Source organism: Variovorax restrictus (assembly GCF_051216715.1).
In the GTDB taxonomy this organism is placed as follows: domain Bacteria; phylum Pseudomonadota; class Gammaproteobacteria; order Burkholderiales; family Burkholderiaceae_C; genus Variovorax.
The window spans coordinates 1406185-1428407 of record NZ_JBPJZH010000001.1; the positions used below are offsets into that span (position 1 = coordinate 1406185).

The 22223-nt window shown below is 66.7% G+C and carries 24 protein-coding genes; 6 read left to right on the plus strand and 18 right to left on the minus strand.

Annotated elements, in window-relative coordinates; all coding sequences use genetic code 11:
* Positions 1-39 precede the first annotated feature (39 nt).
* The 12 genes from leuB to ACSFA0_RS06595 form a co-directional block, all read right to left on the minus strand.
* On the minus strand, positions 40-1143 hold the full coding sequence (gene leuB, locus ACSFA0_RS06540; protein ID WP_435449398.1) for a 3-isopropylmalate dehydrogenase: 1104 nt from the start codon (positions 1141-1143) through the stop codon (positions 40-42).
* 35 nt (positions 1144-1178) lie between these two features.
* The gene (leuD, locus tag ACSFA0_RS06545; protein ID WP_435449399.1) at positions 1179-1829 is read right to left on the minus strand and encodes a 3-isopropylmalate dehydratase small subunit; all 651 of its coding nucleotides are present in this window, start codon (positions 1827-1829) and stop codon (positions 1179-1181) included.
* Between the two features lie 15 nt (positions 1830-1844).
* Positions 1845-3266, minus strand: coding sequence for a 3-isopropylmalate dehydratase large subunit (gene leuC, locus ACSFA0_RS06550; protein WP_435449400.1), 1422 nt, complete (start codon positions 3264-3266; stop codon positions 1845-1847).
* 38 nt (positions 3267-3304) lie between these two features.
* Entirely contained in the window at positions 3305-4261 is a 957-nt protein-coding gene (locus ACSFA0_RS06555) for a LysR substrate-binding domain-containing protein (RefSeq protein WP_435449401.1), read from the minus strand.
* Positions 4262-4433: 172 nt separating this feature from the next.
* Positions 4434-4574 (minus strand): entericidin A/B family lipoprotein, encoded by a 141-nt coding sequence (locus tag ACSFA0_RS06560; protein ID WP_435449402.1) that lies wholly within the window; start codon positions 4572-4574, stop codon positions 4434-4436.
* 163 nt (positions 4575-4737) lie between these two features.
* Positions 4738-6048: a citrate synthase gene (gene gltA / locus ACSFA0_RS06565; protein WP_435449403.1), complete on the minus strand. Its 1311-nt coding sequence runs from the start codon at positions 6046-6048 to the stop codon at positions 4738-4740.
* Positions 6049-6106: 58 nt separating this feature from the next.
* A complete protein-coding gene (locus tag ACSFA0_RS06570; protein WP_435449404.1) occupies positions 6107-6385 on the minus strand; it encodes an FAD assembly factor SdhE in 279 nt (92 codons plus the stop codon).
* Between the two features lie 19 nt (positions 6386-6404).
* Positions 6405-7106 carry a succinate dehydrogenase iron-sulfur subunit gene (locus ACSFA0_RS06575; RefSeq protein WP_435449405.1) on the minus strand — a complete coding sequence of 234 codons (702 nt, stop codon included), beginning with the start codon at positions 7104-7106 and terminating at the stop codon, positions 6405-6407.
* A 31-nt stretch (positions 7107-7137) separates the two neighbouring features.
* The gene (sdhA, locus tag ACSFA0_RS06580; RefSeq protein WP_435449406.1) at positions 7138-8949 is read right to left on the minus strand and encodes a succinate dehydrogenase flavoprotein subunit; all 1812 of its coding nucleotides are present in this window, start codon (positions 8947-8949) and stop codon (positions 7138-7140) included.
* 4 nt (positions 8950-8953) lie between these two features.
* Positions 8954-9319, minus strand: a complete 366-nt coding sequence (sdhD, locus tag ACSFA0_RS06585) for a succinate dehydrogenase, hydrophobic membrane anchor protein (RefSeq protein WP_435449407.1) — start codon at positions 9317-9319, stop codon at positions 8954-8956.
* Between the two features lie 14 nt (positions 9320-9333).
* Positions 9334-9780 (minus strand): succinate dehydrogenase, cytochrome b556 subunit, encoded by a 447-nt coding sequence (gene sdhC, locus ACSFA0_RS06590; protein ID WP_435449408.1) that lies wholly within the window; start codon positions 9778-9780, stop codon positions 9334-9336.
* A 265-nt stretch (positions 9781-10045) separates the two neighbouring features.
* The gene (locus tag ACSFA0_RS06595) at positions 10046-10801 is read right to left on the minus strand and encodes a GntR family transcriptional regulator (RefSeq protein WP_435449409.1); all 756 of its coding nucleotides are present in this window, start codon (positions 10799-10801) and stop codon (positions 10046-10048) included.
* Between the two features lie 188 nt (positions 10802-10989).
* Between ACSFA0_RS06595 and ACSFA0_RS06600 the strand changes: the two genes are divergently transcribed.
* From ACSFA0_RS06600 to ACSFA0_RS06620, 5 genes are all read left to right on the plus strand, one after another.
* Positions 10990-11979, plus strand: a complete 990-nt coding sequence (locus ACSFA0_RS06600) for a malate dehydrogenase (RefSeq protein ID WP_435449410.1) — start codon at positions 10990-10992, stop codon at positions 11977-11979.
* 15 nt (positions 11980-11994) lie between these two features.
* Positions 11995-12768, plus strand: coding sequence for a trans-aconitate 2-methyltransferase (gene tam, locus ACSFA0_RS06605; RefSeq protein ID WP_435449411.1), 774 nt, complete (start codon positions 11995-11997; stop codon positions 12766-12768).
* A complete protein-coding gene (locus ACSFA0_RS06610; RefSeq protein ID WP_435449412.1) occupies positions 12765-13766 on the plus strand; it encodes an HpcH/HpaI aldolase/citrate lyase family protein in 1002 nt (333 codons plus the stop codon). Before tam ends, ACSFA0_RS06610 begins: the two co-directional genes overlap by 4 nt.
* A gap of 28 nt (positions 13767-13794) precedes the next feature.
* Complete coding sequence (locus ACSFA0_RS06615; RefSeq protein WP_435449413.1) at positions 13795-14385, plus strand: hypothetical protein; 591 nt, start codon at positions 13795-13797, stop codon at positions 14383-14385.
* 98 nt (positions 14386-14483) lie between these two features.
* Positions 14484-17069 (plus strand): bifunctional aconitate hydratase 2/2-methylisocitrate dehydratase, encoded by a 2586-nt coding sequence (locus ACSFA0_RS06620; RefSeq protein WP_435449414.1) that lies wholly within the window; start codon positions 14484-14486, stop codon positions 17067-17069.
* A 56-nt stretch (positions 17070-17125) separates the two neighbouring features.
* Here ACSFA0_RS06620 and ACSFA0_RS06625 read toward each other — a convergent pair whose 3' ends face one another.
* From ACSFA0_RS06625 to ACSFA0_RS06650, 6 genes are all read right to left on the minus strand, one after another.
* The gene (locus ACSFA0_RS06625; protein WP_435449415.1) at positions 17126-17824 is read right to left on the minus strand and encodes a glycosyltransferase family 2 protein; all 699 of its coding nucleotides are present in this window, start codon (positions 17822-17824) and stop codon (positions 17126-17128) included.
* The gene (locus tag ACSFA0_RS06630) at positions 17821-18447 is read right to left on the minus strand and encodes a methyltransferase domain-containing protein (RefSeq protein WP_435449416.1); all 627 of its coding nucleotides are present in this window, start codon (positions 18445-18447) and stop codon (positions 17821-17823) included. The genes ACSFA0_RS06625 and ACSFA0_RS06630 overlap by 4 nt, the downstream gene beginning before the upstream one ends.
* A gap of 4 nt (positions 18448-18451) precedes the next feature.
* The gene (locus tag ACSFA0_RS06635) at positions 18452-19213 is read right to left on the minus strand and encodes a PIG-L deacetylase family protein (protein WP_435449417.1); all 762 of its coding nucleotides are present in this window, start codon (positions 19211-19213) and stop codon (positions 18452-18454) included.
* Positions 19201-20202 (minus strand): acyl-CoA dehydrogenase family protein, encoded by a 1002-nt coding sequence (locus ACSFA0_RS06640; RefSeq protein ID WP_435449418.1) that lies wholly within the window; start codon positions 20200-20202, stop codon positions 19201-19203. Before ACSFA0_RS06640 ends, ACSFA0_RS06635 begins: the two co-directional genes overlap by 13 nt.
* A 14-nt stretch (positions 20203-20216) precedes the next feature.
* On the minus strand, positions 20217-20723 hold the full coding sequence (locus tag ACSFA0_RS06645) for a pyridoxamine 5'-phosphate oxidase family protein (RefSeq protein ID WP_435449419.1): 507 nt from the start codon (positions 20721-20723) through the stop codon (positions 20217-20219).
* A gap of 105 nt (positions 20724-20828) precedes the next feature.
* A complete protein-coding gene (locus ACSFA0_RS06650) occupies positions 20829-21653 on the minus strand; it encodes a helix-turn-helix domain-containing protein (RefSeq protein ID WP_435449420.1) in 825 nt (274 codons plus the stop codon).
* A gap of 135 nt (positions 21654-21788) precedes the next feature.
* On the opposite strand from ACSFA0_RS06650, the gene ACSFA0_RS06655 reads away from it, so the two are divergent.
* Positions 21789-22205, plus strand: coding sequence for a hypothetical protein (locus ACSFA0_RS06655; RefSeq protein WP_435449421.1), 417 nt, complete (start codon positions 21789-21791; stop codon positions 22203-22205).
* Positions 22206-22223 lie beyond the last annotated feature (18 nt).

The following is a 22223-nucleotide window of genomic DNA, read 5'->3' on the forward strand; positions in this document are numbered from 1 at the left end:
TCGTCGAGCCGGGGAGGGGCGTGACGAAGCGGGCTGCGGTTAGCCGGTAATGCTCGTCTTTTTGATAACGGAAGAGGAGAGGGCTGCTACGACCGCGTCGCCCATCTCGCGGGTGCCGACGCGCTTCGTGCCTTCCGACCAGATGTCCCCCGTGCGCAGCCCGGCGGCGAGCACCGACTTGACCGCCGACTCGATTCGGTCGGCAGCTTCGGGTTGTTGGAGGGAGAAGCGGAGCATCATGGCAGCGGACAGGATTGTAGCCAATGGGTTGGCGACCCCCTTGCCGGCAATGTCGGGCGCGCTGCCATGGCTCGGCTCGTACAGGCCCTGGCTGCTCGCATTGAGCGACGCCGAGGGCAGCATGCCGATGGAACCGGTCAGCATGGCCGCCTCGTCCGACAGGATGTCGCCGAACATGTTGCCGGTGACGATCACGTCGAACTTCTTCGGCGCCTTCACCAGCTGCATGGCCGCGTTGTCCACGTACATGTGGTCGAGTTCGACGTCGGGATACTCCTTGCCGACCTCGGTCACGATGTCCTTCCAGAACTGGAAGGTCTCGAGCACGTTGGCCTTGTCGACGCTGGTCACGCGCTTGCTGCGCTTGCGGGCGGCCTCGAAGGCGACGCGGGCGATGCGTTCGACCTCGGGGCGCGAGTAGCGCATCGTGTCGAAGGCTTCCTCGGCACCGGGGAAGTGGCCGTCGATGGCGGTGCGGCGGCCGCGCGGCTGGCCGAAGTAGATGTCGCCGGTCAGCTCGCGAATGATCAGGATGTCGAGGCCCGCGATCAGCTCGGGCTTCAGGCTCGATGCCGCGACCAGCTCCTCGTAGCAGATGGCCGGGCGGAAGTTGGCGAACAGGCCGAGGTTCTTGCGCAGGCCGAGGATGGCCTGCTCGGGGCGGAACTGGCGTTCGAGCGTGTCGTACTTCCAGTCGCCGACGGCGCCGAACAGTACCGCGTCGGCCTCCTTGGCCAGCTTCAGCGTGGCCTCGGGCAGCGGATGGCCGTGCGCGTCGTAGGCGGCACCGCCGACCAGGGCGGTTTCCATCTCGAATTGGAGTTCGAGCGCGTCGAGCACACGGATGGCTTCCGCGACGATCTCGGTGCCGATGCCATCACCGGGGAGGACTGCGATTTTCATGAGCTGATTGGGGTTGAGGTTGAAACGGTAGGCGTTCAGACGAGCGAAGCCTTGGCCAGCCACGGCTTGGTGGCGAGTCGTTCGGTTTCGAAGGCCTTGATCTTGTCCTTCTTCTGCAGCGTGAGGCCGATATCGTCCAGCCCGTTGATGAGGCAGTACTTGCGAAAGGCCTGCACGTCGAAGGCGAGTTCGGTGCCGTCCGGCTTGATGACCACCTGGCGTTCCAGGTCGACCGTGAGCGTGTAGCCCGGGAAGGCGAAGGTCTCGTCGAACAGCTGGGCGACCTGCGCCTCGGGCAACACGATCGGCAGCAGGCCGTTCTTGAAGCTGTTGTTGAAGAAGATGTCGGCGTAGCTCGGCGCGATGATGGCGCGAAAGCCGTACTGGTCGAGCGCCCACGGCGCGTGCTCGCGCGACGAACCGCAGCCGAAGTTCTTGCGCGCCAGCAGCACCGAAGCGCCCGCGTAGCGCGGCTGGTTCAGCACGAAGTCCGGGTTCGGCTTGCGGCTGGCCGGGTCCTGGCCCGGCTCGCCGTGGTCGAGGTAGCGCCATTCGTCGAACAGGTTAGGGCCGAAGCCGGTCTTCTTGATCGACTTCAGGAACTGCTTGGGAATGATCGCGTCGGTGTCGACGTTCTCGCGGTCCATCGGTGCCACGAGGCCCTGGTGCACGGTGAATTTCTGCATGGTGTGTCTCCTGGCTCAGGCGAATTGGCGGACGTCGACGAAATGGCCGTGCACCGCGGCGGCGGCGGCCATGGCCGGGCTCACCAGATGTGTGCGGCCGCCGGCGCCTTGACGGCCTTCGAAGTTACGGTTGCTGGTGCTGGCGCAGCGCTCGCCCGGCTCCAGCCGGTCGGCGTTCATGGCCAGGCACATCGAGCAGCCCGGCTCGCGCCACTCGAAGCCCGCCGCCTTGAAGATCACGTCGAGCCCTTCACGCTCGGCCTGTTCCTTCACCAGGCCGGAGCCCGGCACCACCATCGCAAGCTTGACGTTCTTCGCGACCTTCTGGCCGAGCTTCTTCACGACCGCCGCGGCTTCGCGCATGTCCTCGATGCGGGAGTTGGTGCACGAGCCGATGAACACCTTGTCGATGAAGATGTCGTTCATCGGTTTGTTCGGCTCGAGATCCATGTAGACCAGGGCACGCTCGATGGCGCCGCGCTTGTTGGCGTCCTTTTCCTTGTCGGGGTCGGGCACGCGGCCGTCGATCGCCATCACCATTTCGGGCGAAGTGCCCCAGGTGACCTGCGGCAGGATCTGCGTCGCGTCGAGTTCCACCACCTGGTCGAAGTGCGCGCCGGGGTCCGACTGCAGCGTCTTCCAGTAGGTCACGGCGTGGTCCCATTCGACGCCGGTGGGTGCCAGGGGGCGGCCCTTGACATAGGCGATGGTCTTCTCGTCCACCGCGACGAGGCCTGCGCGCGCGCCGGCTTCGATCGCCATGTTGCACACCGTCATGCGGCCTTCCATGCTCAGGTCACGGATGGCGGAGCCGGCGAACTCGATCGTGTAGCCTGTGCCGCCAGCGGTGCCGATGCGGCCGATGATCGCCAGCACGATGTCCTTGGCGGTACAGCCCAGCGGCAGCTTGCCCTCGACCTTCACCAGCAGGTTCTTGGCCTTCTTGGCCAGCAGCGTCTGCGTGGCCATCACGTGCTCGACCTCGCTGGTGCCGATGCCGTGCGCCAGCGCGCCGAAGGCGCCGTGCGTGGAGGTGTGCGAGTCGCCGCACACCACCGTCATGCCCGGCAGCGTGGCACCCGACTCCGGCCCGATCACGTGCACGATGCCCTGGCGCTTGCTGAGGAACGGGTAGAACGCGGCGGCACCGAACTCGGCGATGTTGCTGTCGAGCGTGGTGATCTGTTCCTTGCTGATCGGGTCGGTGATGCCGTCGTAGCCGAGCTCCCAGTGGGTGGTCGGTGTGTTGTGGTCGGCCGTGGCCACCACCGAGCTGATGCGCCACAGCTTGCGGCCGGCCACGCGCAGGCCCTCGAAGGCCTGTGGGCTGGTCACTTCGTGCACCAGGTGGCGGTCGATATACAGGATCGAGGTGCCGTCGTCCTCGGTGTGGACGACGTGTTCGTCCCAAAGCTTGTCGTAGAGCGTGCGTGCCATGACTGTCTTCTTTCGTGGGGGAGGGTGAGGGTTCGTGCTCAGGCGGCGAGCCCGAGCGTTTCTTGTTCGGACGCGGCGCCGGAGGTCTGCAGGTGCGCCACCAGCGCACGCGCGGCCACCGGCAGCGTCGAGAAGTCGCGCGCGACGAGCCGGATCTCGCGCCGCGCCCAGGTGTCGGTCAGCTCGATGCTGACCAGCCGGTGGCCGATGCCGCCTTGCATCAATTCGAAAGCGTGGCCCGGCATCACGCCGATGCCCAGGCCGTTCTCGATCATCCGGCACATGGCGTCGAGGCCGGTCACGTGGATGCGCAGCTTGATGCTGCGGCCCGCTTCCAGCGCAGCCTGTCGCGTGGCCACATAGATCGAACTGTTCGTGTGCAGGCCGACATGGTCGTAGTCCAGCGAATCCGCGAAGGCGATCGCGTTGCGGCCTGCCAATGCGTGGACGGCCGGCACGACGAGCACGAGCCGGTCGTGCCGGTAGGGCAGGCTCTGCAGATCGCTGCCGCCGTCGCCCGCGTGGCAGATGCCCAGGTCGGCCGCGCCTTCGTGCACCGCGCGCAGCACCTCGGTGCTCAGATGCTCCTCGAGATCGATCTTGATGGCTTCATGGTCGCGGCGAAAGGCGCCGAGATCCTCCGGCAGGAACTGCACGATGGCCGAGATGTTCGCGTGCACCCGCACGTGGCCGCGCACGCCGTCGGCGTATTCGCTCAGTTCGCCCTGCATCTTCTCCAGGCTGTAGAGCACCGAGCGCGCGTGGTGCAGCAGGCTTTCGCCGGCCGGCGTGAGGTCGACGCCGCGCGCGTGGCGGTAGAGCAGCGGCGTGCCGAGCGTGGCCTCGAGGTCGGACAGCCGCTTGCTGATGGCCGACGCCGCGATGAACTCCCGCTCTGCCGCACGTCCGATGCTGCCCAGCTCGCACACCGCCACATAGAGCTGGAGCGAGGTCAGGTCGATTCGGCGGGCAAAGGTCCGTTCGGACGCGGTCACGGCATCGTGTGGGGAGAGGTGGGGTCCTTATTCTCCCTGAGAGTTCTGCTGTGTGCCATCGTGATCCGAGATGTCTTGGATGCCGGGCCGAGATGAGGGCGAGGCACCAGCGCGCCACCAACAAAAAAGCGGGCTCGAGGCCCGCTTTTTTGTGATCAAAACAAACGATCGATTACTGGCGCTTCTTAGCCGCGTCCTCGAGCTTGTCGCCGCCCTTCTGGATGTCCTGGCCGGCACCCTTGACGGTGTTGCAGCCAGCCAGCGGAACGCCAAATGCGAAGACGACAGCGATCATTGCGGTAAGTTTTTTCATGACAGAACTCCTGAGAGCGGTTTGTTGACGGATTCGAGCGTGGAGTCACCCTCCGTCGACGACGGTATCGAACCTGCCCCAACGCTTCTGTAAGCCAAGACGCAAAAAAGCTGCCCGCAGGCAGCTTTCGAGTGCGAAGGCCAGGCCGGCCTCCGAGGCGAGATCAACGCTGAGCGATCGGCTTCACGTCGCGCGGGGTCGAGCCTTCGAACAGCTGGCGCGGGCGGCCGATCTTGTACTCCGGGTCGCCGATCATCTCGTTCAGCTGGGCGATCCAGCCAGACGTGCGGGCCAGGGCGAACACGGCGGTGAACAGCGGGACCGGGATGCCGATGGCGCGCTGCACGATGCCCGAGTAGAAGTCGACGTTCGGGTAGAGCTTGCGTGACACGAAGTACTCGTCTTCCAGCGCGATCTTCTCGAGCGCCATGGCCAGCTTGAACAGTGGGTCGTTTTCAAGGCCCAGCTCGCTCAGCACTTCCTTACAGGTTTCCTGCATGAGCTTGGCGCGCGGGTCGTAGTTCTTGTACACCCGGTGGCCGAAGCCCATCAGCTTGACGTTGGAGTTCTTGTCCTTCACCTGCTTGATGAACTCGCCGATCTTGTCGACGCCACCGGCCTTCTGAATGTCGTAGAGCATGTTGAGCGCCGCTTCGTTGGCTCCGCCGTGCGATGGGCCCCAGAGGCAAGCCACGCCGGCTGCGATGGCGGCGAACGGGTTGGTGCCCGAGGAACCGCACAGGCGCACGGTCGACGTCGAGGCGTTCTGCTCGTGGTCGGCGTGCAGGATGAAGATGCGGTCGAGTGCGCGCTCGAGCACCGGGCTCACCTTGTACTCTTCGCACGGCGTGGCAAACATCATGTGCAGGAAGTTGCCCGCGTAGCTCAGGTCGTTGCGCGGGTACATGTACGGTTGGCCCACCGTGTACTTGTACGCCATCGCCACCAGCGTGGGCATCTTCGCGATCAGGCGGATGGCTGCGATCTCGCGGTGCTTCGGATCGTTGATGTCCGTGCTGTCGTGATAGAAGGCCGACAGGGCGCCGACCAGGCCGGTCATGATGGCCATCGGATGCGCGTCGCGGCGGAAGCCACGCAGGAAGAACTGCATCTGCTCGTTGACCATCGTGTGGTTGGTCACCAGCTTGGTGAAGTCCTGCTTCTTGCCGGCGTCCGGCAGTTCTCCGTACAGCAGCAGGTGGCAGGTCTCTAGAAAGTCGCAGTTGGTGGCGAGTTGCTCGATCGGATAGCCGCGATAGAGCAGTTCACCCTTGTCGCCGTCGATGTACGTGATGGCCGACTGGCACGACGCCGTCGACATGAAGCCCGGGTCGTACGTGAACATGCCCGTCTGTGCGTACAGTTTGCGGATGTCGATCACGTCGGGGCCCATCGTGCCCTTGTAGACCGGCAGATCGACGTTGTCTCCGCCGTTGCTGAACGACAGGGTGGCTTTGGTGTCGGAGGCTTTCATTTCGACTTTCTTTCTTGAGATTGATGTTCGGGAAGAAGACTTGGAACAGGACGCGTCGTCAGACGCGCATCAGCCGCAGCAGATCGACCACGTCCGCCCCGGCCCATGCGGGCTCGGGCTCCTTTCGCTGCAAAAGGAGGTCGAGCAGATCGGGATCCGACAGATCCATCAATGTCTCCATCGCCTTGGCCTGGCGCACGGTCAAGCGGCTTTCGTGCTGCTCGAAGAAGCGTGCGATGAACAGGTCGTTCTCCAGCAAGCCGCGACGCGTGCGCCATTTCAGCTTGCTGAGCGCGCGAACGTCCAGCGGCTGGTCGAGGTCGGCGTCTGCGTGCATGGAGCTGATTCTTCCCGGTTCAGATGGCGCGACGCACCATCAGTTCCTTGATCTTGCCGATCGCCTTGGTCGGATTCAGGTTCTTCGGACACACGTCCACGCAGTTCATGATCGTGTGGCAGCGGAACAGGCGGTACGGGTCTTCGAGGTTGTCCAGGCGCTCGGCAGTGGCTTCGTCGCGGCTGTCGGCGATGAAGCGGTAGGCCTGAAGCAGGCCGGCCGGGCCGACGAACTTGTCCGGGTTCCACCAGAAGCTCGGGCAGCTCGTCGAGCAGCTCGCGCACAGGATGCACTCGTAGAGGCCGTCGAGCTCTTCGCGCTCTTCGGGGCTCTGCAGGCGTTCCTTCTCGGGCGGCACGTTGTCGTTCTGCAGGTACGGCTTGATCGAGTTGTACTGCTTGAAGAACTGCGTCATGTCGACGATCAGGTCGCGGATCACCGGCAGGCCGGGCAGCGGCTTGAGCACGATCGTGCCCTTGAGCGTCAGCATGTTGGTCAGGCAGGCCAGACCGTTCTTGCCGTTGATGTTCATCGCGTCGGAACCGCAGACGCCTTCGCGGCAGGAGCGACGGAACGACAGCGTCGGGTCCTGAGCCTTGAGCTTCATGAGGGCGTCGAGCAGCATGCGTTCGTGACCGTCGAGTTCGACCTCGATCGTCTGCATGTACGGCTTCGCGTCCTTGTCCGGGTCGTAGCGATAGATCTGGAATGTGCGCTTCATCGTGTGGACCTTTGATGTTTTTTTGATGTGGTTAGAAGGTACGAACCTTCGGCGGCACCGAATCGACGGTCAGCGGCTGCAGGCGAACCGGCTTGTAAGTCAGCTGGTTGTCGCCGGCGTGCCACAGGGTGTGCTTCATCCACTCCGCGTCGTTGCGGCCCAGCGGCGCGACCGGGTCGTCCGCAGGACGCTCGTAGTCCTCGACCGTGTGAGCGCCGCGGCATTCGGTGCGCGCTGCCGCCGAAACCATCGTTGCCTGCGCCACCTCGATCAGGTTGTCGACTTCCAGTGCTTCGATGCGGGCGGTGTTGAACACGCGCGACTTGTCCTTGAGCGTAATCGCGTTAACGCGGTCGCGAACAGCGGCAATCTTGGCCACGCCTTCGTTCATCGACGCCTGCTTGCGGAACACGGCCGCATGCTGCTGCATGACGGTGCGGATTTCGTTGGCGACGTCCTGCGCGTATTCGCCGGAGGTCGAGGCTTCGAGCTGGTTCAGGCGCGCGAGCGAACGGTCGGCGGCGTTGGCCGGCAGCGTCTTGTGCTCTTTCAACTTGTCGTTGAATTCGACGATGTGGTTGCCCGCAGCGCGGCCGAACACCAGCAGGTCGAGCAGCGAGTTGGTACCCAGGCGGTTCGCGCCGTGCACGCTCACGCAGGAGCATTCGCCCACCGCGTAGAGACCGTTGACCGCCACGCTCTTGTTCTCGGCGTCCTGGACGACGACCTGGCCGTTGATGTTGGTCGGGATGCCGCCCATCTGGTAGTGGATGGTCGGCACCACCGGGATCGGTTCCTTCGTGACGTCGACGTTCGCGAAATTGATGCCGATCTCGTAGACCGACGGCAGGCGCTTGTGGATCGTCTCGGCGCCCAGGTGGTCGAGCTTCATGTGGATGTAGTCCTTGTTGGGACCGCAGCCGCGACCTTCCTTGATTTCCTGGTCCATCGAGCGCGACACGAAGTCGCGTGGTGCCAGGTCCTTCATGGTGGGCGCATAGCGCTCCATGAAGCGTTCGCCGTTGCTATTGAGCAGGATGGCGCCTTCGCCGCGGCAGCCTTCAGTCAGCAGCACGCCCGCGCCGGCCACGCCGGTCGGGTGGAACTGCCAGAACTCCATGTCCTGCAGCGGAATACCGGCGCGTGCCGCCATGCCCAGGCCGTCACCGGTGTTGATGAAGGCGTTGGTCGAGGCCTGGAAGATCCGGCCGGCACCGCCGGTGGCCAGCAGCACCGTTTTGGCCTGCAGGATGTGCAGGTCGCCGGTTTCCATCTCGAGCGCGGTCACGCCGACCACATCGCCTTCGTCGTCTCGGATCAGGTCCAGCGCCATCCATTCGACGAAGAACTGGGTGCGGGCTTCGACGTTCTTCTGATAGAGCGTGTGCAGCATCGCGTGGCCGGTGCGGTCGGCCGCGGCGCAGGCGCGCTGCACCGGCTTTTCGCCGTAGTTGGCGGTGTGGCCGCCGAACGGGCGTTGGTAGATCGTGCCGTCCGGATTGCGGTCGAAGGGCATGCCGAAGTGTTCGAGCTCGTACACCACCTTGGGTGCTTCACGGCACATGAATTCGATCGCGTCCTGGTCGCCGAGCCAGTCGGAGCCCTTGATCGTGTCGTAGAAGTGGTAGTGCCAGTTGTCCTCGCTCATGTTGCCGAGCGATGCACCCACGCCGCCTTGTGCGGCGACCGTGTGCGAACGGGTCGGGAACACCTTGGAGAGCACGGCCACGTTGAGGCCGGCGCGCGCCAGTTGCAGCGAGGCACGCATGCCCGAGCCGCCAGCGCCGACGATGACGACGTCGAACTTGCGCTTGGTGATTTGGTCTTTGGTATAGGCAGTCATCTTGTCAGAGTCTCCAGAGCACTTGAATGGCCCAACCCGCGCAGCCCACAAGCCAGACGATCGTGAAAATTTGGCAAACGAGTCGGATGCCGACCGGCTGGACGTAGTCCATCCAGACGTCGCGCATGCCAACCCATACGTGGTACAGGATCGAAGCGATCACCACGAAGGTGAGCACTTTCATCCATTGGGCAGAAAAGATGCCCGACCAGGTGTCGTAGCCGATGGGGCCGCGCGAGAAGAGCAGCTGCCCCAGCACGAGGATGGTGAAGAGGGCCATCAGGCCGCCGGTGATGCGCTGGCTGAGCCAGTCGCGCAGACCGTAATGTGCGCCGACGACGATGCGCTTGGCGCCGTAATTCACAGACATGTCGGTGCTCCTTCTCAATACAGGCCGAAGAGCTTCGCGCCGAGGACGACGGTCAGCAGGATGCTCAGGGCGAGCGTGGCGATCGCGGAGCTCTTGCCGAACTCCTTGTTGACCGCGGCGTGGCTCACATCCATCCACAGGTGGCGCAGGCCGGCGATGAAGTGGTGCAGGTAGGCCCAGATCAGGGCCAGCGCGACCAGCTTCAGGAACCAGCCCGGCGCGAAGCCCAGGCCGCTGTTGAAGGCGGCCTTGAAGCGTGCGAACGAGATGTCGGAGGAGACCGAGGTGTCGAACATCCAGATGATGAACGGCAGCAACAGGAACATCACGACGCCGCTCACGCGGTGCAGGATCGAAACGATGCCGGCGGGCGGAAGGCGGTAGGTGGTGAGGTCGGTGAACGCATTGATGTTGCGGAACTCGCGTCTCGGTGGACGGGGTGTTTTGGCAAGCTCGGTCATGGGGGCTTTCGTTGCTTTTTCGGGGTAGCTGCTTGTCTTTGACGGAAATGCAAACAACGCAAAATTCTATTGCAATGCACCATCGTGCAGCGGACGCCGCCGCGTCACCGCACTGGAATGGTCGGACGCTGCCGTGTTGGCGGCGATGAAGCCGGCACGCCAGATGCCAGGGCGCCCGCGGAACTGGCTGTGCCAGGCCGCTGGGCGCGCCCCCTCGATGGGGAGGCAGCGACACGCAGTGCGCCGCGTCGGGGGAGGTTTCATTTCAGCCCAGTTCGTTGCGGTAGTGGTGGGTGTCGGTGCGGTAGAGGCCGCGCCGAAGCTCCATCGGGGTGTCGTTGTAGGTGTGCGCGACGCGTTCGACGCTCAGCAGCGGCGTTCCGGTGACGACATCGAGCAGCAGCGCCTGTTCTACGTCGGGCAGGACGGCTCGGATCTTTTCTTCGGCACGCACGAGGCGCACGCCGAACTCGGCTTCGAACATTGCGTACATCGGACCGTGCCATGCGCGCAGGCGCTCGGCCGTGAGGCCCTTGAACGGCGTGCCGGGCAGCCAGAGGTCTTCGAGGATGGTCGGCACCCCGGCGTAAGCCAGCACGCGGCGCACCTGCAGCACGGCGTCGCCAGTGCGCAGGGCCAGTGCGCGCGCCACGTCGGCGGAGGCGCGCAGTCGCTTGCAGTCGACGATGGTGCGTTCGGCCGGGCCTTCGGTGGCGGTGTCGCCGCTGTCGGGTACCAGCTTCAGGAAGCGGTACTGCACCTGTTGCTCGGCATGGGTCGCGACGAAGGTGCCCTTGCCCTGGCGGCGCAGCAGAAGGTTCTCGGCGGCGAGTTCGTCGATGGCCTTTCGCACGGTGCCCTGGCTCACGCGGAAGCGCGCGGCGAGGTCCATCTCGCTCGGAATCGGTTCGCCCGGCTTCCATTCGCCCACCTGCAGGCTCTGCAGGATCAACGCCTTGATCTGCTGGTACAGCGGACTGAAGGACGGCGTGGCGGGGTCGGGGAGGGTGGGCGTGTTCATGGCGTTTCGCTCACCTCGCGGCGTGCAGACGGGCTGTATCTTATATAAGACATAAGACGCGTGCGCTCCAAACGGCGAATCGGCATAAAATGCGAGGCTGTTCCGCCACACGGGTCCGCCCGCTGCGGGCACCGGGGCCGCCGCCGTGCTGGCCGACACCGTTCTCACCATCTTCTGGAGTCTTTCCCATGAGCAAAAAGCCTGTTCGCGTTGCCGTCACCGGCGCCGCCGGCCAAATCGGTTACGCCCTGTTGTTCCGCATCGCTTCCGGCGAAATGCTCGGCAAGGACCAGCCGGTCATCCTGCAATTGCTTGAGATTCCCGACGAGAAGGCTCAGAAGGCGCTCAAGGGCGTGATGATGGAGCTCGACGACTGCGCCTTCCCGCTGCTGGCCGGCATGGAAGCCCATGGCGATCCGATGACCGCCTTCAAGGATGTCGACTACGCGCTGCTGGTCGGTTCGCGTCCGCGCGGCCCCGGCATGGAACGCGCCGAACTGCTGGCCGTCAACGGCGCCATCTTCACGGCGCAGGGCGCTGCGCTCAATGCCGTCGCCAGCCGCAACGTCAAGGTGCTGGTGGTGGGCAACCCCGCCAACACCAACGCCTACATCGCGATGAAGAGCGCGCCCGACCTGCCGCGCAAGAACTTCACCGCCATGCTGCGCCTGGACCACAACCGCGCTGCCAGCCAGATCGCCGCCAAGACCGGCAAGGCCGTGGCCGACATCGAAAAGCTCACCGTCTGGGGCAACCACTCGCCCACGATGTACGCCGACTACCGCTTCGCCACCATCAAGGGCGAGAGCGTCGCCAAGATGATCAACGACCAGGAATGGAACGCCAACACCTTCCTGCCGACCGTCGGCAAGCGCGGCGCGGCCATCATCGAGGCGCGCGGCCTGTCGTCGGCCGCCTCGGCGGCGAACGCCGCCATCGACCACATGCGCGACTGGGCCCTGGGCACCAACGGCAAGTGGGTCACGATGGGTATCCCGTCGGACGGCCAGTACGGCATTCCGAAGGACGTGATGTTCGGCTTCCCCGTCACCTGCGAGAACGGCGAGTACAAGGTCGTCGAAGGCCTCGAGATCGACGCCTTCAGCCAGCAGTGCATCGACAAGACGCTCAAGGAACTGACCGACGAGCAGGCCGGCGTCGCCCATCTGGTCAAGTAAGCACGGCCCACGTCGATGCTCGATTGGAATCCCGCGCTCTACACCCGCTACGAGGATGAGCGCACGCGTCCGGCCGCCGAACTGCTGGCGCGCGTTCCGCTGACGCAGGCGGCCCGCGTGGTCGACCTCGGCTGCGGCCCGGGCAATTCCACCGAACTGCTGGCGCGCCGCTTCCCTCAAGCGGACGTGCTGGGCATCGACAACTCCGAGGCCATGCTGGTCAGCGCGCGCAAGCGGCTGCCGCAGGCCCGGTTCGAATTCGGCGACATCGGCCAGTGGACGCCCGATGTCGCCCCCGATCTCATCTACGCCAATGCGGCGCTGCAATGGGTCCCGGATCACGAGACGCTGATCCCGCGCCTGTTCGCCGCCCTGGCGCCCGGTGGCGTGCTCGCCATCCAGATGCCCGACAACCGGGCGGAACCCACGCACCGTCTGATGCGCGAAGTCGCGTCCGAGGCGCCTTGGCAAGAACCCATCGGCGACGCCGACAAGCTGCGCACCGAGCTGCTCGGCATCGGTGGCTACTACGACCTGCTGGCGCGCGATGCCGCCCACGTCGATGTCTGGCACACCATCTACCAGCACCCCATGGCGTCGGCTGCGGCCATCGTCGAATGGGTGAGCAGCACCGGGCTCAAGCCCTTCGTCGACCCGCTCGACGCCGAGCTCAAGGCGAGTTACCTCGCCGCCTACGAGCGCCGCATCGCGCAGGCTTATCCGCCGCGCGTGGACGGGAAGCTGCTGCTGGCCTTCCCGCGCCTGTTCATGGTGGCCCGCAAGGCATGAGCGCGGCGTCTACCCATCCGCGCGACGTGCTCCTGGGCGCGCAGGCCGGCGCCATCGTGCTGCCGGTGTGCGACCACTACAGCGGCGTCGAAGCCCGCATGAAGAAGAGCCTCGCGCTCCAGGCCGAGATGGCCGAGGAGTTCGGTGCCTGCGTGTTCGACGTGACGCTCGACTGCGAAGACGGCGCCCCCGTCGGTGGCGAAGCCGAGCATGCGCAGCTCGTCACCGAGCTCGCGCTGGCCGCTGCGCCGGCGATGCGCGTCGGCGTGCGCGTACACCCGGTCGACCACGCCGCTTTCGAGGCCGACATCGCCACCATCGCCGGCCGCGCCGGCCAGCGGCTGAGCCACCTGATGGTGCCCAAGGTCGAGTCGGTCGACGACGTGGCCAAGGCTGCCGCGGCGCTCGATGCTGCCGGTGCTGCGCAGTTGCCGCTGCACGTGCTCATCGAATCGCCACTGGCCGTGCACCGTGCCTTCGACATCGCCGCCCATCCCCGCGTGCAATCGCTCAGCTTCGGGCTGATGGACTTCGTGTCGGCCCACGCCGGCGCGATTCCGGCTGACGGCATGGGTGTGGCGGGCCAGTTCAGCCATCCCCTCGTGGTGCGCGCCAAGCTCGAGATCGCCTCGGCCGCCCACGCCCACGGCAAAGTGCCGTCGCATTGCGTCGTCACGGAATTCAGCAACGTCGAGGCCCTGCGCGCCGCGGCGAAACGGGCCGCCGACGCGTTCGGCTACACCCGCATGTGGAGCATCCACCCGAGCCAGATCCGTCCGATCCTCGAGGCCTTCGCGCCCGACGAAGGCCAGATCGCGCTCGCCGTGCGCATCGTCGACGCCGCCATCCGCCAGGACTGGGCGCCGGTCAGCATCGACGGCAGCCTCCACGACCGCGCGAGCTACCGCCATTTCTGGCAAGTGCTCGAACGCGCCCATGCCACAGGCCGCCACCTGCCCGCCGAGGCACTGGCCTGGTTCTCCTCCCCGAGTCACTGACTTTCATCCTTCAAGGACACCGACCCCCATGAACAAGACCTTTGCACTGATCGCCGCCGTAGCGCTGGCGCTGCCCCTGGCCGTCAACGCACAGACGGCCACCCCCGCCAAGCCGGCAGCCAAGGCCGCGGCCAAGCCCGCCGCCAAGCCGGCCGCCAAGTCCACCACGACCGCCGCCAAGAAGCGCCAGGTGACGCCCCGCGCCGCCAAGGCCGTCGAGGAAGTCACGCCCATCGACACCAGCACCGACATCGCGCTGAGCGAGACCGACCTGGCCGTCGCCCAGCGCGTGTACACCGGCAAGATCCAGTGCGAGCTGGGTGCCGACGTGACCATCACCGCCGACGAGAAGAAGGCCGGCTTCTTCACCGTGTCGACCAAGGGGGCGCGCTACCGCATGCACCCGGTCGAGAGCCGCACCGGCGCCATCCGCCTAGAGGACCCCAAAGCCGGCGCGATGTGGCTGCAGATCGCCAACAAGTCGATGCTGATGAACCAGAAGCAGGGCCTGCGCCTCGCCGACGAATGCATGGCGCCGGCCCAGGTGGCTTATGCCGAAGAAATGAAGAAGAACCCGCCCAAGAGCCTGTTCGAGGGTGCTGACGCCGCGAAGAAGTAAGCAGGCACGGCGCCCCCCAAGAGCCGCTTGCGCGGCGCGGCTCTTGCTCGGACGTGAGAACACGAGCCGCAGTTGTCCCAGTTCCCGGAGAAAAGAAAATGTTGCAAGCCTACGTTGACCATGTCGCCGAGCGCGCCGCGCTCGGCATCCCGCCGCTGCCCCTCACCGCCAAGCAAACCGGTGAGGTGATCGAGCTGATGAAGAACGCGTCGGCATCCGACGGCGAGTTCCTGCTGAACCTGCTCACCTACCGCGTGCCGGCCGGCGTGGACGACGCGGCCAAGGTCAAGGCCAGCTACCTGGCGGCCGTGGCGCATGGCACCGAAAAGAGCACGCTGCTGTCGCGCGCCCGTGCGACCGAACTGCTCGGCACGATGCTCGGCGGCTACAACATCAGCCCGATGATCGACCTGCTCGACGATGCCGAAGTCGGCGCCGTCGCGGCCGAAGGCCTCAAGAAGACGCTGCTGATGTTCGACCAGTTCCACGACGTCAAGGAAAAGGCCGACAAGGGCAACGCCAACGCAAAGGCCGTGCTGCAGAGCTGGGCCGATGCCGAGTGGTTCACCAGCCGTCCGGAAGTGCCCGAGAGCATCACGGTCAGCATCTTCAAGGTGGCCGGCGAGATCAACACCGACGACCTGTCGCCCGCGCCCGATGCGACGACGCGTCCCGACATCCCGATGCACGCCCTGGCGATGCACAAGAACGCGCGGCCCGGCATCGTGCCGGAAGAAGACGGCAAGCGCGGCCCGGTGAAGTTCATCGAAGACCTGCGCGCCCGCGGCCACCTGGTGGCCTATGCCGGCGACGTGGTCGGCACCGGCTCCAGCCGCAAGAGCGCGACCAACTCCGTGCTGTGGTTCACCGGCGAAGACATCCCCTACGTGCCGAACAAGCGCTTCGGCGGCGTCTGCCTGGGCGGCAAGATCGCGCCGATCTTCTACAACACGATGGAAGACTCGGGCGCGCTGCCGATCGAACTCGACGTGACGCAGATGAACATGGGCGACGTGGTCGAGCTGCGTCCGTACGAAGGCAAGGCGCTCAAGGACGGCAAGGTGATCGCCGAGTTCCAGGTCAAGAGCGACGTGCTGTTCGACGAAGTGCGCGCCGGTGGCCGCATTCCGCTGATCATCGGCCGCGGCCTGACCACCAAGGCGCGCGAAGCGCTGGGCCTGCCCGTGTCCACGCTGTTCCGCCTGCCGACCAGCCCGGTCGACACCAAGAAGGGCTTCTCGCTCGCGCAGAAGATGGTCGGCCGCGCCTGTGGCCTGCCCGAAGGCCAGGGCGTGCGCCCGGGCACGTACTGCGAACCCAAGATGACCTCGGTCGGCTCGCAGGACACCACCGGCCCGATGACCCGCGACGAACTGAAAGACCTGGCCTGCCTGGGCTTCTCGGCCGACCTCGTCATGCAGTCGTTCTGCCATACGGCGGCGTACCCGAAAAAGGTCGACGTGAAGATGCACCACGAGCTGCCGGACTTCATGGCCAACCGTGGCGGCGTCTCGCTGCGCCCGGGCGACGGCGTGATCCACAGCTGGCTCAACCGCCTGCTGACGCCCGACACCGTCGGCACCGGCGGCGACAGCCACACGCGCTTCCCGATCGGCATCAGCTTCCCGGCCGGCTCCGGCCTGGTCGCCTTTGCGGCGGCCACCGGCGTGATGCCGCTGGACATGCCGGAGTCGGTGCTGGTGCGCTTCAAGGGCACGATGCAGCCCGGCGTCACGCTGCGCGACCTGGTCAACGCGATTCCGCTGTACGCGATCAAGTCGGGCCTGCTCACCGTCGCCAAGCAGGGCAAGAAGAACATCTTCTCGGGCCGCATCCTGGAAATCGAAGGCCTGCCGGACCTGAAGGTGGAACAGGCTTTCGAGCTGAGCGATGCCTCGGCCGAACGCTCGGCTGCCGGCTGCACGGTGCACCTGAACAAGGAACCGATCATCGAGTACATCAACAGCAACATCACGCTGATGAAGTGGATGATCGCCGAGGGTTATGCCGACGCCCGCACGCTGGCCCGGCGCATCGCTGCCCAGGAAGCCTGGCTGAAGAACCCCGAACTGCTCAAGGGCGACGACGACGCCGACTACGCGGCCGTCATCGAGATCGACCTGGCCGACATCCACGAGCCGATCGTGGCATGCCCGAACGACCCTGACGACGTGAAGACGCTGTCGGACGTGGCCGGCGCGCAGATCGACGAAGTGTTCATCGGCTCGTGCATGACCAACATCGGCCACTTCCGCGCGGCATCGAAGCTGCTCGAAGGCAAGCGCGACATCCCCGTCAAGCTGTGGATCGCACCGCCGACCAAGATGGACGCACACCAGCTCACCGAAGAAGGCCACTACGGCGTGTTCGGCAATGCCGGTGCGCGCACCGAGATGCCGGGCTGCTCGCTGTGCATGGGCAACCAGGCGCAAGTACGCGAAGGCGCCACGGTGATGTCGACATCGACCCGCAACTTCCCGAACCGCCTCGGCAAGAACACCAACGTCTACCTCGGCAGCGCCGAGCTGGCCGCGATCTGCTCGCGCCTGGGCCGCATCCCGACGAAGGAAGAGTACATGTCGAGCGTCGGCGTGCTGGACGCATCCAGCGCGCAGATCTACCAGTACCTCAACTTCGACCAGCTCGAGGAATACAAAGCTGTGGCGGACGGCGTCGCCGCTTGATCGCGCAGCGCTGAAACCAGAAGGCCCGCATCGTCGGGCCTTTTTTCATGGCGCCGCTACTCGGCCAGCCGCGGCGCCACCGATGCCGCCAGCCCGGCGGCGATCACGGCCAGCAGCGTGTCGCCGAAGCCGCCGCGTGCGCGCGCGTCGTGGCGCGCACTGGTCGACACGCGTGGCGCCGCGCTCCACGCGATGCGCGCACCGGTCGCCTGCAAGGCCTCGACCAGCGCCACATCTTCACTGCAGGCCAGCGCGGGGAAGCCGCCCGCGCGCACGTACGCCTCGGCCGAGACACCCAGGTTCGCGCCGTGGATGTGCCGGTGACCGTCGGCGTCGGTGTAGGTGCGCGCGAAGTGGGTGCGCAGCGCGTCGGCGTGCGAGCCATGCACGCTCCAGTCTTCCACTCCGATGGAGCCGCACACGGCATCGGCGCCGAGCTCGAGTTGGCACACCAGCCACTCGGGGGACACGCGTGTGTCCGCATCGGTGAAGGCGAGCCAGCGTGCGCCTTCGGCGAGCAGCCCGTCAGCGCCCGCGGCCCTGGCGCGCCCGACGTTGCAGGCGTCGACGGCCAGGGTGCGTGCACCGCACGCGCGTGCGATCGCACCGGTCGCATCGCTGCAACTGTCGAGCACGACGAGCACTTCGACGGCCTCGCCCTGCAGCGCCGGATGCGCCGCCGCCAGCAGCAAGGCCGCCACGGTATCGCCGATGTCCCGCTCCTCGTTGTGCGCCGGGACCACGATGCCGATCACCGGATGCCCTCGCGCTGCGCGACAGAACGCGGTTCGTTGCACCACAGCTCGAGCAAGAAGTCGTCCTCCACATGCCGGACCATCCGCGCCAGGCCGGTATGGGCGAATGCGCCATGCACCGCGTCGGTGGGGAGAGCGCGCTCGGCAAAGTCGGGGCGCCAGTTGCAAGCCACCAGCACGCCCTCGGGCGTCAGCGAGGCGGCACACAGTTCGGCCAGCGTCTCCATCGCAGGCGCATCGAGGAAATAGCCGAGCTCGCTCACCACGATCAGGTCGAAGGGCGCCTCGCCGCGGGGCCAGTCTTCGGGAAGCTGATGCGATGCGATGCGCACGTTGGGAAGCCCCGCCGTGCGCTTGCGTGCAGATGCCGCGGCACGCGCGTTGAAGTCGGCGGCGAGCACGGTGTCGCAGCGCGCGGCCAGCGCCACCGTCAGCTCGCCAGCGCCGCAGCCCGGTTCGTAGGCGGTCGCGTAGCGGCGGTGGGGCAGGGCGGCGAGCAACACGTTGCGCTTGCGCTCTTCGTACCACCGGGTGCGCAGGCCGTAGGGGTCCTCGTTGCCGTCGTAGAGCGACTCGAAGTAGGGCAGGCGGTCGACCGTCTGCGGATCGGGGTGAGGCGTCATGGCGCTAGGCAAAGAAAATTTCGAAAGGTCGGTGCGCCCGTTGCACGGTAGTACTGCGCAGGATCGGGCCTGCACCGGTGGACGCGTCGCCGGCGAGCTGGCTGGTGAACGCGCCGACCGCATGGCGCTTGCGCGCTGCACTCGGTCCATCGAGTGGCAGCCGCACCGCGCGGTGCCAAGGCAGGCGCGTGTCGCCCGGGGCCGCCCAGTGCCAAGCCCAGACCGGCACCTCGACCAGCGTGCTGCCGACCTGCGTGCAGGCGACGGCGCAGGCCCGGCCGGTGGCTTCGTGGTCGGGGTGCCCGTCGTGGCGCCAGGTCGTGAACACGACATCGCTGGGCCGCAGCAGTCCGATCAGGTGGCGAACCAGCGTGTCGCGGTGCCCGCGCACATCGCCATCGGGCAGGCCCAAGCGCTCGCAGGTCGCCTGCCCGAAGCCCAGGCGGCGCCAGGCCTCGGCGCTCTCCAGCGGTCGCTCGGCTGCCAGCCGGCCACGCGGCCACTGCTGCGACTCGGCATGGCTGCCTTCGCCATCGGTCACGGCCACGATCAGAACGTCGCCGCACAAGGTCGACAGCTGTGCCAGCAGACCGCCGATTGCCAGGACCTCGTCGTCCGGGTGAGGCGCCACCATCACCAGCCGGCGGCTGCCGCCCAGCAGGTCGTCGGCCGTCGCCGAGCGCAACGGCTGCGCGGCAAGCCATGCCAACCACGCATCTTCGGTGGTGCCCAGGCCGGCGATGGCCTTGTCTGCTACAGCGCCCATGGGCTCTCCTGTGTGGGCAGCAACGATTCCCCGAGCGCCGCGAGGTCGCGCTCGGCATGGCTCTGTCGCAGGAAAACGGGCAAGTCGGCCATGGCGCGCGCGACCTTCGGGTCGCGGCACAGGGGACCGGCGCCCATGGCGCGGCCGGCGTGCGTCAGCACGCTGGTCGCTGCGGCCTCGATCACCAGGCGGGCGCGCAATGCGGGCTGGTGGGCGAGGGAAGAAGGCTGCTCGTCGATCCACGCGGCCGTTTCGCGCAGCACGGCGGCAGCGCCTGCGAGTGAGACGTCGATCGCGCCGAGATGCGCCAGCTTGTGGGCGTCCGGCTTCGGGCCGGCCAGATCTCGCGTCATTGCCGCGATGCCGGCCGCGCCGCCATACCAGCAGGCGGCAATGCCTGCCCCACCTTGCCAGAAGCCGGCCCGTGCGACGTAGTCGCCCGCATTGCCGACCGGGATGGCGAGGGCGCCGTCGAACACCACGTCAACGCTGCCCGTGGACGCCATGCCCACGGCATGCCAACCCTGGTCGGTGATCTGCACCCCCGGCTGCGCCATCGCCACCGCCGCGAGGCGCGCCGCGCCGTCGTCGTCCCAGCAGCTGACCAGCGCATGCGTGACATCCGATGCGCCAGAACACCACGCTTTGGTGCCCTCGAGCACCCACCGGTCGCCACGGCGTCGCAGCGCCACCCGTGCGCTGGGCGGCTCGGCGCACCAGGTGCCCCAGCGGCTACCGACCGGAGGCTCGGCGCCGCCCAGTTCGGTCAGGATCGCCAACGCATCGGTGTGCCCCTCGAAGCGCTTCACCAGCGAGAGATCGCTGGCCGCGACCGCGGCCAGGGCCTGCCAGCGTTCCAGCGTTCGGCCGCCGCCGGGCAAGGGCAACTGGTCGCAGCCCGCCTCGACCAAGTCGCTCAAACTCGGCGGGCCGGCGCGATCCTCGCCGAGCACGGCAGCGAGACGTCGATCCACGCGGGGCGCGAGCATGGGGTTTGACCCGCTCAACCGACGTTCAAGGTCTTGTGCTCGCCCATGTTCTTGGGCGGTTCACCGGTGACGGCAGCCTTCATCATCTTGAAGATCTGGACCATCTTGCTGTCGTCGACGTCCCAGAACTCGGCGTTGTCGATGTGCACGGTCAGCAAGCCGAGGTTCGGGTCGGTCACGCCCTTGGGAAACCAGGCCTTCGCCATCGGGTTGAACAGCTCTTCCTTCTTGGCTTGGTCTTCCAGCAGCGACGCCCGGCCAGAGACGGAGACGTAGCTGTCCTTGTCGGTGTTGGCGTAGGCCACGTTGACGGCGTCGTCGGTGGCGATGCTGCGGGCAATCTCGCCGTCCTTGGGTACGAAGAAATACAGCGTTGCCCCCTCGTCGATGGCCTTGTTCTGCGTCGTCAGCGGATGGCTGTGCAGCAGGCCGTCGTGGTGGCGGTGGACGAACATGCCGAAGCGCGTGTCCTTGATCAGGTCCCAGAGTTTCTGGTGGTCGTTGTCATTGGTTGTCGTCATGGTGGTGGTCTCTGCAAAGTGGAAGACACCAACATACGAAGGCACCGCGCCCTTGGGGCAGGACGAACGGCGCGTGTGCGTGTGGGCCGACGCCGACGGTCCGCGTCAACCGTGCAAGGCCGACAGCGCGGCAGCGGTCTGTGCGTCCGCAGGAAAGAAGGACTCCACCGCGAGCTCCTGCAACGTGATGTCGACCGGCGTGCCGAAGACCGTGGTGGTGCTGATGAAGCTGAGCACGCCGCTCTCGGTGGCCAACTGGAAGGGCACCGCCACACCCGCGAATTCCCCGCTCGAAGACGGTGCGCCGTGCGTCGACGCCGTCACCGGATAGCCCGCCAATTCGTCGTGCAGCGACTGCAGCGTGGCGTCGCCCGACGCCGCGATCTGCTGCTGCAGCCGTTCCAGCAAATGCGCACGCCATGCCTGCAGATTCACGATGCGAGGTGCCAGGCCCTGCGGGTGGAGGCTCAACCGCAGCACGTTGATCGGCGGCTCCAGCAGCGCGGGGGCAGCCCCGGCCATCAGCAGCGGCACGACGCGGTTGGCCGCGACCAGGTGCCAGTGACGGTCGACAGCCAGCGCCGGATAGGGTTCATGGCCTTTGAGCACCAGGTCGACCGCGCCGCGCGCTGCGGCGAGCGCCGGGTCGTCGAGCGCGCGTTGCCGGTACATCGGGGCGAAGCCGGCCGCTGCCAGCAGGGCGTTGCGCTCGCGCAGCGGCACGCCCAGCCGGTCGGCCAGACGCAGCACCATTTCGCGGCTGGGCGCGGCGCGGCCGGTCTCGACACAGCTCAGGTGCCGGGTCGACACCTCGGCCTCCTGCGCCAGGTCGAGCTGGCTCAGTCGGCGGCGTTGGCGCCAATGGCGCAGATGGGCGCCGAAGGGCTCGCGGGCGCCGGGTGCAACAGAAGGTGGGGCGGAGCTGTGCATGGCGGCCATTCTGGAATGCCTTGCGCGCTGCGGCTATGACCTCCTGGGTCATGGACGCCCTGACGCGCACGCGGAACCATCGACCCGACGCAGCAGGAAGGGCCTGCCGCGTGATCCCACCCAAGGAGTTCCACCATGTCGATCTTTGCTTCCCCCCGTTTCCTGCCCCGCGTGATGGCGGCCGACGCGATCTCCTGCGCCGCGACCGGCGCCCTGCAACTCGGCTTGGCCGACATGCTGGCGCGACTGACCGGCCTGCCGGCGCCTTTGCTCACCGGCACCGGTGCGTTCCTGCTGGCCTATGCCGCGCTCGCGGCGTGGATGGCGCGCCGCCCCGTACCGCCGCGCCGGCTGATCGGGCTCGTAGTCTTCGGCAATCTGGCCTGGGCCGCCGGCGCTGTGGCGCTGCTGGCCAGCGGCCTGGTGGCGCAGACAACGCTCGGGGTGGCCTGGGTGCTGGCGCAAGCCGTGGTCGTGGTCGTGCTCGCGGAATTGCAGTGGGTGGGGCTGCGTGCAACGCGCCCCGCGCGAGGCCGCATGGCGGTGTCCTGAAGCCCCTGTCGCGCGGCC

Excerpts from the sequence above, each read along its gene's own strand:
- leuB (WP_435449398.1), bottom strand. The coding sequence starts at position 1,143 with ATGAAAATCGCAGTCCTCCCCGGTGATGGCATCGGCACCGAGATCGTC.
- leuD (WP_435449399.1), bottom strand. The coding sequence starts at position 1,829 with ATGCAGAAATTCACCGTGCACCAGGGCCTCGTGGCACCGATGGACCGC.
- leuC (WP_435449400.1), bottom strand. The coding sequence starts at position 3,266 with ATGGCACGCACGCTCTACGACAAGCTTTGGGACGAACACGTCGTCCAC.
- ACSFA0_RS06560 (WP_435449402.1), bottom strand. The coding sequence starts at position 4,574 with ATGAAAAAACTTACCGCAATGATCGCTGTCGTCTTCGCATTTGGCGTT.
- gltA (WP_435449403.1), bottom strand. The coding sequence starts at position 6,048 with ATGAAAGCCTCCGACACCAAAGCCACCCTGTCGTTCAGCAACGGCGGA.
- ACSFA0_RS06570 (WP_435449404.1), bottom strand. The coding sequence starts at position 6,385 with ATGCACGCAGACGCCGACCTCGACCAGCCGCTGGACGTTCGCGCGCTC.
- ACSFA0_RS06575 (WP_435449405.1), bottom strand. The coding sequence starts at position 7,106 with ATGAAGCGCACATTCCAGATCTATCGCTACGACCCGGACAAGGACGCG.
- sdhA (WP_435449406.1), bottom strand. The coding sequence starts at position 8,949 with ATGACTGCCTATACCAAAGACCAAATCACCAAGCGCAAGTTCGACGTC.
- sdhD (WP_435449407.1), bottom strand. The coding sequence starts at position 9,319 with ATGTCTGTGAATTACGGCGCCAAGCGCATCGTCGTCGGCGCACATTAC.
- sdhC (WP_435449408.1), bottom strand. The coding sequence starts at position 9,780 with ATGACCGAGCTTGCCAAAACACCCCGTCCACCGAGACGCGAGTTCCGC.
- ACSFA0_RS06595 (WP_435449409.1), bottom strand. The coding sequence starts at position 10,801 with ATGAACACGCCCACCCTCCCCGACCCCGCCACGCCGTCCTTCAGTCCG.
- ACSFA0_RS06600 (WP_435449410.1), top strand. The coding sequence starts at position 10,990 with ATGAGCAAAAAGCCTGTTCGCGTTGCCGTCACCGGCGCCGCCGGCCAA.
- tam (WP_435449411.1), top strand. The coding sequence starts at position 11,995 with ATGCTCGATTGGAATCCCGCGCTCTACACCCGCTACGAGGATGAGCGC.
- ACSFA0_RS06610 (WP_435449412.1), top strand. The coding sequence starts at position 12,765 with ATGAGCGCGGCGTCTACCCATCCGCGCGACGTGCTCCTGGGCGCGCAG.
- ACSFA0_RS06615 (WP_435449413.1), top strand. The coding sequence starts at position 13,795 with ATGAACAAGACCTTTGCACTGATCGCCGCCGTAGCGCTGGCGCTGCCC.
- ACSFA0_RS06620 (WP_435449414.1), top strand. The coding sequence starts at position 14,484 with ATGTTGCAAGCCTACGTTGACCATGTCGCCGAGCGCGCCGCGCTCGGC.
- ACSFA0_RS06630 (WP_435449416.1), bottom strand. The coding sequence starts at position 18,447 with ATGACGCCTCACCCCGATCCGCAGACGGTCGACCGCCTGCCCTACTTC.
- ACSFA0_RS06635 (WP_435449417.1), bottom strand. The coding sequence starts at position 19,213 with ATGGGCGCTGTAGCAGACAAGGCCATCGCCGGCCTGGGCACCACCGAA.
- ACSFA0_RS06640 (WP_435449418.1), bottom strand. The coding sequence starts at position 20,202 with ATGCTCGCGCCCCGCGTGGATCGACGTCTCGCTGCCGTGCTCGGCGAG.
- ACSFA0_RS06645 (WP_435449419.1), bottom strand. The coding sequence starts at position 20,723 with ATGACGACAACCAATGACAACGACCACCAGAAACTCTGGGACCTGATC.
- ACSFA0_RS06650 (WP_435449420.1), bottom strand. The coding sequence starts at position 21,653 with ATGCACAGCTCCGCCCCACCTTCTGTTGCACCCGGCGCCCGCGAGCCC.
- ACSFA0_RS06655 (WP_435449421.1), top strand. The coding sequence starts at position 21,789 with ATGTCGATCTTTGCTTCCCCCCGTTTCCTGCCCCGCGTGATGGCGGCC.